This is a genomic window from Gluconobacter albidus (assembly GCF_002005485.1).
GTDB lineage: Bacteria > Pseudomonadota > Alphaproteobacteria > Acetobacterales > Acetobacteraceae > Gluconobacter > Gluconobacter albidus.
On record NZ_CP014689.1, the window covers coordinates 2,876,898 to 2,888,743 of the forward strand.

Sequence of the window (11,846 nt, forward strand, 5' to 3'; positions counted from 1 at the left end):
GAAATATTTCAAAATAAGTATGAAGATTTGAAGTAAAACGTGTGAATGTTTTATTTCAGGAACGGTAAAGCAGTTTTCCTGACCTGAAGCCTTCCGTATGGAGTGCGCGCCAATCACTGGAGCCCACTCCCCATGACGTTCAAGATGCGTAACCATATCCTGCTTTCCGGGTGCTTTGCCGGTGCCCTGTTGCTGGGAGGAAGCGCCCAGGCTGATGTTTCTGATGCAAAACAGAAGAAGCATGAGGAACACAAAGCCGGAAAAGAAAAAGACGCTACGCCTGGCGTGGAAAACCTGACCGTTCTGGGTCATGCGGCGCGGATTGCGCCTGCCACGGTTCCTCTGGACATTACGGAGCCGACATCAAAAATCCAGTCCGGCTTTCTGAGCAACAATATTATTCCGCTTGCCAGCATTGACGATATCATCCGGTTCCAGCCGAGCGTCTATTCACAGAATCCGAACGGTCCCGGAATGGGTAAGGCGGAGGCGATGAGCCTACGTGGCTTCCAGGATGGTCAGTATAACATGACGTTCGATGGCATTCCGTTTGGCGATGCCACTGATCTGCATCACACGACTTCGTCTTTGTTTATTTCGCATTTTTTGGGGGAGGCGCAGATTGATCGCGGTCCGGGAACGGGCTCGACGATCGGAAATGCCACGTTCGGTGGCACGATGGGTTTCACATCCAAGACGCCTCCGGCCAAGAGGGGCGTGTCGCTCTATGGGACGTATGGCAGTTTCAATACGCGGGCCGGTGGGATCGAGTTTGACAGCGGCAAGACGCGTTTTGGTCGGGCGTTTCTCGACATGCAGCACGAGGAGACGAACGGATATCTGACGAACTCGGCAGAGCGCCGGAGCAATCTGATGTTCAAGGACGTGATTGATCTTGCGCCCGAGACGACGCTGACATTCGAGGCGACCTATAACAAGGAATGGCAGTTTACGACGCAGGGCGCGACGCTCGCGGAATATGCGAAATACGGGAAGAATTATGGGCTGTGCAACGACCCGGCCGCGCAGTGTTATTATGGATATAATCCCAGCACCTACACGTCGGATTTTGATTACGTCAGTCTGAAAAGCCGTCTTGCGTCGTGGCTGACGATGGAGAACCAGCTTTATACGAGCGGCTTCGAGCATGATTATACGGAAAGCACGGATGCCAGCCAGACGAGCACCGCTGCGAATGGCGTGACGTTCTATAATACGGCCGGGAAGAAGGTGGCGACCTATGCCAATGATATTCCCGGGAAATATGCGGACGCCAAATTCCGTTCCTATGGCGATACGTTACGATTTAAGGCGCATACGTCTTACGGGGATGTTCTGTTCGGTGTGTGGGCGGATGTGCAGAAGGATCGCCGATACACCTATGCACTCGATCTGAGTAAAAATGCGATACCGGTTCCGTCCAAAACAGGGTCGGCTTACAGTTATGATATTTCGGATCTGAACACGACCATTCAGCCCTATCTCGAACTGGATATTCACCCCTGGAAAGGGGCAGTTATCAAGCCGGGTGTGAAATATTCCATGTTCACAAGGGACTATGATGCAGCCATTAACAAGTCCACGAAGGTGCCGCTGAATGATACGCAGCATTATGGATCCTGGCAGCCATCCATTGCGATCAATCAACGGATTATGAAAAACTGGAGCGCTTATGCGCAGATCGCGCGAGGCTTTCTGGCACCTCCAATGTCGGTTTTCCAGGTGAAGTCGGTTGGAAACGTGAAGCCCGAAACGACACTGAATTATCAGGTGGGGTCGGTCTATCACGGCAAGAACTGGATGCTGTCACTGGATGGATATTATATCGATTTTTCCAATTATATCGCATCCGCACAGATCAAGGTTGATGGTATCGGAACCACGTCTACATACGTGAACAGTGGCGGCGCGATTTATAAGGGGATCGAGCTTGAGGGGCAGTATGTCATTGGATATGGCTTCTCGCTTTACGGCAATTACAGCGTAAATGATGCGCGCTACAAACATAGCACCGTGCGCGTTGCGACGACGCCGGATTCACTGGCATCGTTCGGTCTGCTTTATGAAAATCCGAAGGGGCCGTATTTCTCGCTGATGGGGAAATATGTCGGGCATCACTGGGGGCTGGACAGCACCACAAATGCGGCTGGAAATGCTGTGTTTGAAAACCAGTACAAAATTCACAGCAATGTGACTGCGGATCTGGCACTGGGGTGGCGCATTCATAATATCGGTGGTTTCATGCGCGACGTGACGCCGAGCCTCAAGATTTCCAACCTCTTCAACAATCGCTCCATCAGCGATTTTGCGGGCAACCAGTCTTATGGTGATGCGCCGCTTTACTGGCGCCTGGCCGGGCGCAGCGTCTTCTTCAACATGACGGCGACCTTCCCGTGAAAAAGACGCACTTTATTCTTCTGTGGGCCTTGTTCCTGACGGGATGTTCGGAGAGTGCTTCCGTGCCGTCGGGGCCTGTTCTGGAAAAAGTCGTGCTGCTGTCGCGGCACGGGATCCGCAGTCCGACGGCGTCTGCAACGGCGTTGCGGGAGAAGACCGGTTTCAACTGGCCTGAATGGTCTGTCGCGCCCGGAGAAATGACGTCGCATGGGGCTGTGGCGCTTGGGGCCATGGTTCAGGCTGTTCGGACGCATTATATGGGTCTCGGGTTTGATCCGTTACGATCCTGTTCCAATGGCGTGCGGATCTGGGCGGATGGCGCGGATCATCGGACGCAGCAGACCGGGCAGGTCTGGGCGCGTGGTTTGGCTCCGGACTGTCATGTTTCTGCGCAATGGCAGGAGCATGGGCCGGACCCAGTGTTCAATGCCATTTCGGCTGGACGCGCGGTGCCGTCGAAGCAGGAGACGGAGCAGGCGTTTGCCTCCATGCTGCCTGTCTCGAAGCGTTCGGATGTTCGGGGTGGTTTGCAGGCTTTGCAGACACTGATGGCGCCCGGCGCGTGTGATGGTGTTGCGCATACGGCGTGGTGTCTGCGCGATGATGCGGTGCTTGAATGGAAGAAAGGCGCGCCGCGTCTCTCGGGAGGGGTGGCGACGGGTGGCATGGCGGCGGAAAGTCTGCTGCTGCTGTATTCCGAAGGCTTTGCAGAGGGTGTTTTCGGGTCTGCGAAAGCGGATGTTCCGGGGCTGCTGAAAACCGTTCTGCCGGTTCATGAAGCAGAGAGCCGGATGTTGCGACGTCTGCCTGTTGTGGCGGCGGCGCGTAACGGGGTGATGGCCGAGAGCGTCCGGGCGTTTCTGGCGGACCGTTCGGTGACGGAGATTCCGGGTGTGACGGATTCCACGCGGCTTCTGGTTCTGGCGGGGCACGATACGAACCAGGATGCGCTGGCGGCGATTTTCGGGCTGTCATGGACGTTTGACGATCAGCCGGACAGCACGGCGCCGGATACGGTTCTGGCGTTCGAGCAGTGGCGTTATCCGGACCGGCATGTTGAGGTCAGGGTGCGGATATTCCATCAGTCTCTTGAGGAACTGCGTGCGGGGCAGGCGTCCGGGGTGGAGCGTTCGATGCAGACGCTTGAGCCGGGGAATGCGATCCTTCCCTGAGATCAGCGTTTCATAAAAAAAGCCCGGCTGGTGACAGCCGGGCTTTTTTTTATGGTGTCCGTGCGGACGGGACGCGGATCAGTGCGTCCAGTCAGCCGGAACCTTGCCGCCATTTTTGGCCAGCTCGGCATAGACCTGCTTGATGAGCCAGACGTTCATCGTCGCGGTGTCGTCCGTGCTGCCCGAATAATGCAGCTCGCCGGCCAGTTCCTTGCGGGACTGGAGCGAGCTGTCGAGGCCGAGCAGCTTCAGGAGGTCCACAATGGAAGTCTTGTAGTTCAGCGGCTGGCCTGCATTTGCGGCCAGACCGGACAGGACGGCGTCCACATCCACGGGCGCTGCTGCCGGGGCTGCTGCTGCGGTGGCCGGAGCTGCGGCTGCTTCAGCCGGAGCGGCTGTGGTGGACGGTGTGGCGGCTTCTGCATGTCCGAAGATCTTGGACATGATCGTGCTGAAAAGACCCATGAGTGTAACTCCTGTTGGTTAAGGAAATCCGGAAAGGGCGCAATCAGGATTCCGCCCTTCCTGATCCGCCTCGTCTTAGTAGCGGTATTCTTCGTGCTTGAACGGACCGTTGACGGGAACGTCGATGTAGTCCGCCTGTTTCTGTGACATTTTGGAAAGTTCTGCGCCGACCTTCGCGAGGTGCAGGGCAGCGACCTTCTCGTCCAGAGACTTCGGCAGGGTGTAGACCTTGACTTCGTACTGGCCGGGCTTTGCCGTCCACAGTTCGATCTGCGCGAGGGTCTGGTTGGTGAAGGATGCGGACATCACGAAGGACGGGTGGCCCGTTGCGTTGCCCAGGTTCACCAGACGGCCTTCGGACAGAAGGATGATGCGGCGGTTCGGAGCCAGCTCGATTTCGTCAACCTGTGGCTTGATGTTGTTCCAGCGGTAGTTGCGCAGGGCTTCGACCTGGATTTCGCTGTCGAAGTGACCGATGTTGCAGACGATTGCACGGTCCTTCATCTCGCGCACATGGTCGATCGTGATGATGTCCACGTTGCCGGTGCAGGTGACGAAGATGTCGCCGCGCGGCGCTGCGTTTTCCATCGTGACGACTTCATAGCCTTCCATGGCCGCCTGAAGAGCGCAGATCGGATCGACTTCGGTCACGAGCACGCGGCAGCCTGCGTTGCGCAGGGAAGCAGCGGAGCCCTTGCCCACGTCGCCGTAACCGGCAACCACGGCGACCTTGCCGGCCATCATGACGTCCGTGCCGCGACGGATCGCGTCCACGAGGCTCTCGCGGCAGCCATACAGGTTGTCGAACTTGGACTTCGTGACGCTGTCGTTCACGTTGATGGCCGGAACCTTCAGCGTGCCCTTCTTGGACATTTCCCACAGACGATGCACGCCCGTTGTCGTCTCTTCGGAAATGCCGCGCACGTCCTTGAGCATTTCGGGGTACTTGTCGTGCATCATGATGGTGAGGTCGCCACCATCATCGAGGATCATGTTCGGCGTCCAGCCATCGGGACCGTGGATGGTCTGCTCGATGCACCAGTTGAACTCCTCTTCCGTCAGGCCCTTCCAGGCGAAGACGGGGATGTTCGCTGCGGCGATGGCGGCGGCGGCGTGATCCTGCGTGGAGAAGATGTTGCACGAGGACCAGCGGACCGTGGCACCGAGGTCGATCAGTGTCTCGATCAGAACGGCGGTCTGGATGGTCATATGCAGACAGCCGGCGATGCGTGCACCCTTGAGCGGCTGTGTGTCCTTGTACTCTTCGCGAAGAGCCATCAGGCCCGGCATTTCGCCTTCGGCGATGGAGATTTCCTTGCGGCCCCAGTCTGCCAGAGTAATGTCGCGAACCTTGTAATCCTGCGTCGTCATGAAATGGCCCTTGCTGCCCATCTTTGGATGGCTGCCTGTATAAAGGCTTGGCGGACCCGCGGAAAGGGCGGGCCCGGCAATAGGCTTTTCCGTCTTATTCCGGCGACGACGTCTTGCTCGGAGCAGGCGTCTTTTTATGCGTGTGATGATGCTTGCCGGGAAGCTTGTGCACGTCCTTCTGGTCCGACGGGACGGGGCCCGTTTCGTTCGTACTGCGGGTCATGGGGCTGGGCGCGGCGGGAGCGGGCTGGTCCGGCTGTTCGGTTATGGTGCGCGGGTTGGTTGGCAGGGCGTTGTTCGGCTGGCTGACCGTGGAGTTCTGCGCTTTCTGGATCGCAGAGGTCGAGCTCTGTGGCTGGTCGTTGCTGGGAGCGCTGACCGCCTGGGCCATTGCAGGAGCAGCGATTGCAGTGCCGAGCAGGAGGCTGCTGGCGAAGAAAGCTGTGCGGATGGACATGAATGTTCCTTTCCGGAGGAGCGTGCCCGTGTGTCAGGGCTGACTCATTGCGATATGGTGTTTTAACTGTCTGTTTGGGGTGGAGTTGCATTCGCGGGACGGTTTCGGTGCGGAAAGACGGGTATATTGCGTCTGTATGCAGGGCATGCGAGAAGCCGGAGAGGGCGCGTTGCCCCGTCGTTTCTGTTGAACCTGCATGCCGGTTCTGCCGGTCCTGAACCCCCTGAAAACAGGAGGATGTCGTGTCAGACAGCACTGCCTACAACTTCCCCTTCACGGTTCTGGACCCACAGCATCAGGAAACCGGCGCGCCTGCGTTCGCAAACGGGCTTGTCTGGGCCGTACATGCCGTTCCAGGGCAGGATCTGCGGACGCTGGGATCGGCCGAGGTGGAGGCGCTCCTGGCGCCGGGACGTCCGCTTGAGAACGAAGGCTGGTACTGGCTGCATTTCGATACGGTGCATAGTTCGGCGAGGGGGTATGTCGCACATCTGCCAGATCTGCCCGAAGACGTCTGCGCGATGCTGGCCGAGACAGAATATGGGATTGCGCTTGAGGCGTTCGAGGATCTGATCTGGGGGGCGCTGCCCGCCTTTGACGATGCGCTGTCTGAAGAAGACCGGGAGATCTGTGCCTGGCGCTTTGCGATGCGCCCGGATCTGCTGATTACGACGCGGCGCAATCCCATTCCGGTGCTGGGAGCGGCCTATCGTTCCCTGCGGCCGGATCAGATCCCCAGGACGCCTGCGGGGATCATTGATCGTGCCTTGCGGGAATTTACTGGGACCGTGCGGCGTCAGCTCGGGCATCTGGATGATGAGCTGGACCGGGCGGAAGATGTGCTTCTGCTGATCGAGCATCGCTCCGATCTGGGGCATCTGGGTAGTATCGTGGGCAAGGTGCGCCGTCGTGCGACCGAGCTGCGCCGGGTTGTGACGCCGATCGACCGTGTTCTGAAAGACGAAGATCTGGATCTTCCGGACTGGGCCGAGGATGAACTGCGGGACCGGGCGGAACGGCAGGTTCATGCGGCTCTGGACGATCTGATCGCGCTTCAGGACCGTGCGCGGTCGTTGCAGGACGAACTCGGGTCCAATCAGGCGGAAGAGACCAACCGGCGGCTGTATATCGTTTCCGTCGGGACCACGTTGATGCTGCCCGCGACATTCGTAACCGGGTTCTTCGGCATGAATACCGGCGGGATGTTTCTGGCTCAGGGATCGCTGGGGACCGTGGAGGCAGGCATTGTCTGTTTCGTCTTCATGAGCGTGACGTTTCTGTTCATGAAGGTCGCGCGTCTGCTCTGACGGTCGTCAGGTTTTCATGTGGTACAAAAGAAAAACCCCCGTGTCTGACACGGGGGTTTTTCTTTGGAGACCTGTTTGTGGTCAGGTGTTGATCAGGTGTTCTGGGGCTTGCGGGAGTTTGCGGCTGCAACGGCCTTGCCCCACTGGACCAGTGTCTTGGTGCAGTCCGTCCGGTCGAGCTTGCACTCGATGAGCGTCGGGCCACGGGTGTTCTTCTTGGCCTTGGCGATGGCTTCGGCCAGTTCTTCGCCCGTCGTGGCATGCAGGCCGAGACCGTACTTGCCGCTTTCCTCGCCGGGGACGCCCTGGTTGAAGCACTGCATCAGAGCGGCGTAATCCCAGTTCTGGATGTAGTTGTACGGGCCGTCATGGATGGCGATTTCGATGACGTAGCCGTGGTTGTTCACCAGGAAGATGATGACCGGCAGTTCGTAGCGGACCATCTGGGCCACTTCCTGCGCGGTGAGCTGGAAGGAGCCATCACCAACCATCAGCACATGCTTGCGCTCCGGCGAGCCGGTGGCGTTGCCGAACATGGACGGAACGGACCAGCCGATATGGCCCCACTGCATTTCCGTCTCGACCTTCGCACCTTCGGGAAGATGCATGCGCATGGCGTTGAACCATGAGTCGCCGGTCTCGGCGAAAAGGGTGGTGTTGCCGTCGACCAGATCGTTGATCTGGCGGGTCATTTCGTCGTTGGTCAGCGGCTTGGCCTGATCGGCCTTGGGCAGGATGACGGGCTTGTATTCGCCGGTCAGGGCTGCGGACTTCTTCGGGGCCTTCTCGGTCAGGGCCTTGACGAATTCCTTGAGGCGGAAGCCGTCGAAGGTCTTGCCGTTGACGGTCACACGGTCCGGATCGATTTCGAGAACCTTTTCGCCGCGGATGATGCTCTGCCAGCCGCCCGAGGAGTAGTCGTTCCAGACGGGAGCAAGGCAGATCACGGCGTCGGCGCCTTCGATGATCTCCTGGGCACCGGGGCTGCTGACATCGCCCCAGTAGACGCCCCGGAAGCCGGGATGCGTTTCGGGGAAGTAGCTCTTGGCGGCAGCCATGACCGTCACGGGGCAGCCGAGCTTGTCGGCCAGTTCGACGGTTTCTTTGAGCGCTTCGGCGGCGCGCAGCTTGGTGCCGACGAGGATGGCGACCTTGGTGGCCTTGTCGAGGAAGCTCAGGCTTTCGTCCAGAGCGGCCTTGAGGCTGCCTTCGTCGGGGCGTGGGTGGGCGTGCAGGGACGACACCGGACCCGGACGGACACAGGGTGCGGCCGAGACGTTACAGGCGATTTCGAGATAGGCCGGCTTCTTCTCGCGCAGCATGGTGCGGATGACATGGTCGATCTTCGCCGGAGCTGTCTCGGCGGAGGTGATGCTTTCGGCCGCACAGGTAACGTGTTTGGCCATTTCCATCTGGTAGCTGTATTCGGTCGTGCCGATCGTGTGGTGCAGGACATGGCCCGAACCGTGATCGTTGGTGTTCGGCGCGCCGGAAATCACGAGGATCGGCAGGTTTTCGGCATAGGCGCCGCCCAGACCGTTCATGGCGGAAATCGCGCCGACGCTGAAGGTGATGATGGCTGCGGCGGCACCATTGGCGCGGGCATAGCCTTCGGCGGCGAAGCTGCAGTTCAGCTCGTTGCAGTCATAGATCTGCTTGGTGCCGCCCTGTTCGATCATCTGGTCGAGCAGAACGAGGTTGTAGTCGCCCGCGACGGCGAAATGGTGCTTCAGGCCGATCTGCGTCAGGCGTTCGGAAAGATAATGTCCGACAGTGTAGGTCATGATTTCGATACCTCAGAAGCCATAGGGACGGTCAGATGACTGGATGGTCTGGCGTGCTGACAGGACCATGCAGTCATCTGACCAGAGACAGGCGGATGGCAGGTTGCGGGCTGGTGTCTGGAGCAGGGTGTCGGGGGTAACGTGCCGTCAGGGGAGAGTGGAAAATCGTAAAGGCCGGGATAGCGATTGTCTGTCGTTAAATAATGAACAGTATAAGACAATAAACGGTCCGTTCCGTAAGGACGGCCCCTGAACGCGGCAAGAAAAGAACCTGTTGGCGACATATCTTCCCATGACAGCCGGAAAGCAGACCGGCTTCGTATGAAATACCTGTCTGCTCCAGACGCATGAATGTTTAGAACAAAAATTCTGTCTGTGAAGGACATCAATCAAAAATTACAATTAATTGAAAAAACCCTTTCTCATGAGGGAGAATCCAATACAGACAGGGAATTTCCGTGGAACCGATGGGGACCAGAAAGGTCTTGTTCAAATATTACAGGCAACGGAGCATCTCCTGATCCGCAAGGCGTGCAGGAGGTATGTCTGCGCCTTGTGGATCAGGAGCTGTTTTTAAGGGGAAGGCGGCTGGGTGGGGGCTTCGCGGGAAGCGGTGACGGAAGTTGGCGGGGCGTCGGCGCTCCATGTGAGTGCGAGGCTGGTGGTGTTTCCAGGCATGATCTGGCCGATCTGGATCAGGGCCGCCGTATTCAGGAACAGGGGGAGGGATCTGTCACCGAACTGGAGGGTGAAGCCGTGCTGGAGTGCGGGGGCGGGAAGGCTGTGTCCCGCGTCGTCTTTTAGGCTTACGATGTCTGGCTTCAGGATCAGGGAAAGCCCGCGCAGCATTTCCATTGTCATGGGAAAGAACGTTTCCCATTCCCTTGGCTCGGGGGCTCCGAAATCTATCGAATCCGCGCCGGTTGGGGCGCTTCTCAGATAGGTTCCACTCTGTGGAAGGAAAAAGACCACGCGGTTTGGGGCATGTTCCCGCAGTTCCATTTCGGGAAAGGGGCGGGGCATTGAAATCCGTTTTTCCAGTAGCGGACGGCAGGGAAGCTGGAAAGGCAGCGGAACGCTGGCGCTGAGGCCCGGAAGGCGGCCTTCCTGAAAAGGAGTGCGGCACAGCGCGTCTTTCAGGGAATTATGATCGAGCATCCAGCCGAACCAGTCCATGAACCAGAGGCGGAGTGTCGGAGGGGTCTCAGTCATCATGTCTCCGGAGGCGGTTGGGTGAGGGCCAGACATTTCTTCATGACGCCGGGCAGCGCGGCGCGCTTCGTTGAGCGGAACGTGCCGAAAGAGGAATCGATCCCTGCATTATGGCCCTGTGGAAGGCAAGCCTCATAGACCGTGAGGAACAGGGTGAAATGGGTGAAGACATGGCGGATTTCGCCTCTGCGGGTCCAGTCGGTCAGGCCGGGGGCGAGGGCGAGGGCTTCGTCTTCGCTCCAGGGCGTACTGCGCCAGTCTGTTCCCGGCAGTTCGTCCATGCCACCCAGAAGGCCTGTGGGCGGGCGGGTCCGCAGCAGGATCTGGCCGTTGGAATCGTGCAGGAGGAAATGTGCGCCGTAGCGGGTGGGGCGTGTCTGTTTGGGCTGTTTGGCCGGGAGTCGGGCCGCGATACCGCGGGCATGGGCGATGCAGGAGGTCTGCCAGGGGCAGGTCAGGCATGCAGGGTTGCGGGGCGTGCAGATCGTTGCGCCGAGGTCGAACAGGGCCTGAGCGAAGTCTGACGGGCGGCTTTGTGCGACAGGGTCGGCGTTCAGGAGCGCGGCCTGTTTTGCCAGAAGGGGGCGTGCAGCCGGGAGCGGCTCTTCGGTTGCGTTGAGGCGGGCCGTGACGCGTTCGACATTGCCGTCAACGGGGACAACGGGGCGTCCAAAGGCGATGGCGGCGATGGCGCGGGCTGTGTAGGCGCCGATTCCGGGAAGGGTCAGCAACTCTGTGACCGTGTCTGGGAAACCGCCGCGTTCGGAGACGCGTTTCGCACAGGCATGGAGATTGCGGGCACGGGCATAGTAGCCGAGGCCGGCCCAGAGATGCAGGACATCTTCGAGCGGAGCCGCTGCGAGATCCTGAACTGTGGGGTAATGCGTGAGAAAGCGCTCGTAATAGGATATGACGGCTTTGACAGTTGTCTGCTGGAGCATGATCTCGCTCAGCCAGACGGCGTACGGATCCGGGCGCTGGCCGGGCAGGCTGCGCCAGGGAAGGGCGCGGCGGTGGTGGTCGTACCAGCGCAGCAGGGCGGATGCATCAGGAGTCACGGGAACGGATATGACGAAGGATCGCGGTTCGGACAAGCGCCCGTTACGAAATACGGCCCGAAAGAAACCGGCGCAGGAGCCTGATGGCTGGGTGCCCGCGCCTGATCGTAACTGGACGCCGCGCCGTTCGGGCACGAAGCAGATCGGGTCTTTCGTGCAGGCGCTGACGCAGCCAGTCTTCAAGAAGAAGCCGCCGGTTCTGGCGCGTCTGATGATGGACTGGGCGGATTTTGTCGGCCCGCGTCTGGGGAAACAGACCGAACCGCGCCGTCTGTCTGCGGGGACGCTGACGCTGGCCTGTGCGGGGCCGATCGCGATGGAGCTTCAGCATCTGGCGCCGCAGATCATCGAGCGCATCAATGTGGCCTGTGGGCTGCGGGGCGAGTATGGGATCGAGCGTCTGAAGATTGTTCAGGATCTGGTGGCGTTCGAGCGACCGACGCCGAAGCGTCCGAAACCGTTGCAGATCGAAGTACCGGATATCGAGGACGAGGAGCTTCGTCTGGCGCTGGAAAGCCTGGGCGGGCATCTGGGCGCGAAGCGCAGGCGAAAGTGACGGAAGTGTTTCACGTGAAACAAGTTGTTTCGTCATGGAAAGCCCTCTTCCTACACGATCTGGTAAT

General features: G+C 59.2%; 10 protein-coding genes. 4 read left to right on the forward strand and 6 right to left on the reverse strand.

Features of this window, described 5'->3' with window-relative positions; all coding sequences use genetic code 11:
- Positions 1-132 precede the first annotated feature (132 nt).
- Together A0U94_RS13145 and A0U94_RS13150 are read left to right on the forward strand one after the other, a co-directional pair.
- Positions 133-2,397: a TonB-dependent receptor gene (locus A0U94_RS13145; RefSeq protein WP_077803627.1), complete on the forward strand. Its 2,265-nt coding sequence runs from the start codon at positions 133-135 to the stop codon at positions 2,395-2,397.
- Positions 2,394-3,569 carry a histidine-type phosphatase gene (locus tag A0U94_RS13150; RefSeq protein WP_077803628.1) on the forward strand — a complete coding sequence of 392 codons (1,176 nt, stop codon included), beginning with the start codon at positions 2,394-2,396 and terminating at the stop codon, positions 3,567-3,569. The genes A0U94_RS13145 and A0U94_RS13150 overlap by 4 nt, the downstream gene beginning before the upstream one ends.
- A gap of 78 nt (positions 3,570-3,647) precedes the next feature.
- Here A0U94_RS13150 and A0U94_RS13155 read toward each other — a convergent pair whose 3' ends face one another.
- The 3 genes from A0U94_RS13155 to A0U94_RS13165 form a co-directional block, all read right to left on the reverse strand.
- Positions 3,648-4,034, reverse strand: a complete 387-nt coding sequence (locus A0U94_RS13155; protein ID WP_062032594.1) for a DUF3597 domain-containing protein — start codon at positions 4,032-4,034, stop codon at positions 3,648-3,650.
- 75 nt (positions 4,035-4,109) lie between these two features.
- The gene (gene ahcY, locus A0U94_RS13160) at positions 4,110-5,405 is read right to left on the reverse strand and encodes an adenosylhomocysteinase (protein WP_062107190.1); all 1,296 of its coding nucleotides are present in this window, start codon (positions 5,403-5,405) and stop codon (positions 4,110-4,112) included.
- A 94-nt stretch (positions 5,406-5,499) separates the two neighbouring features.
- Entirely contained in the window at positions 5,500-5,862 is a 363-nt protein-coding gene (locus tag A0U94_RS13165) for a hypothetical protein (RefSeq protein ID WP_077803629.1), read from the reverse strand.
- Between the two features lie 242 nt (positions 5,863-6,104).
- Between A0U94_RS13165 and A0U94_RS13170 the strand changes: the two genes are divergently transcribed.
- The gene (locus tag A0U94_RS13170) at positions 6,105-7,169 is read left to right on the forward strand and encodes a transporter (protein ID WP_062032587.1); all 1,065 of its coding nucleotides are present in this window, start codon (positions 6,105-6,107) and stop codon (positions 7,167-7,169) included.
- A gap of 92 nt (positions 7,170-7,261) precedes the next feature.
- On the opposite strand, the gene A0U94_RS13175 is transcribed toward A0U94_RS13170, so the two are convergent.
- The 3 genes from A0U94_RS13175 to mutY form a co-directional block, all read right to left on the reverse strand.
- A complete protein-coding gene (locus A0U94_RS13175; protein WP_077803630.1) occupies positions 7,262-8,953 on the reverse strand; it encodes an alpha-keto acid decarboxylase family protein in 1,692 nt (563 codons plus the stop codon).
- Between the two features lie 573 nt (positions 8,954-9,526).
- Positions 9,527-10,168 carry a hypothetical protein gene (locus tag A0U94_RS13180; RefSeq protein ID WP_149026774.1) on the reverse strand — a complete coding sequence of 214 codons (642 nt, stop codon included), beginning with the start codon at positions 10,166-10,168 and terminating at the stop codon, positions 9,527-9,529.
- Positions 10,165-11,223 (reverse strand): A/G-specific adenine glycosylase, encoded by a 1,059-nt coding sequence (gene mutY, locus A0U94_RS13185; protein WP_077803632.1) that lies wholly within the window; start codon positions 11,221-11,223, stop codon positions 10,165-10,167. Before mutY ends, A0U94_RS13180 begins: the two co-directional genes overlap by 4 nt.
- A gap of 10 nt (positions 11,224-11,233) precedes the next feature.
- Between mutY and A0U94_RS13190 the strand changes: the two genes are divergently transcribed.
- On the forward strand, positions 11,234-11,779 hold the full coding sequence (locus A0U94_RS13190; protein ID WP_062107111.1) for a DUF721 domain-containing protein: 546 nt from the start codon (positions 11,234-11,236) through the stop codon (positions 11,777-11,779).
- Positions 11,780-11,846: the final 67 nt, after the last annotated feature.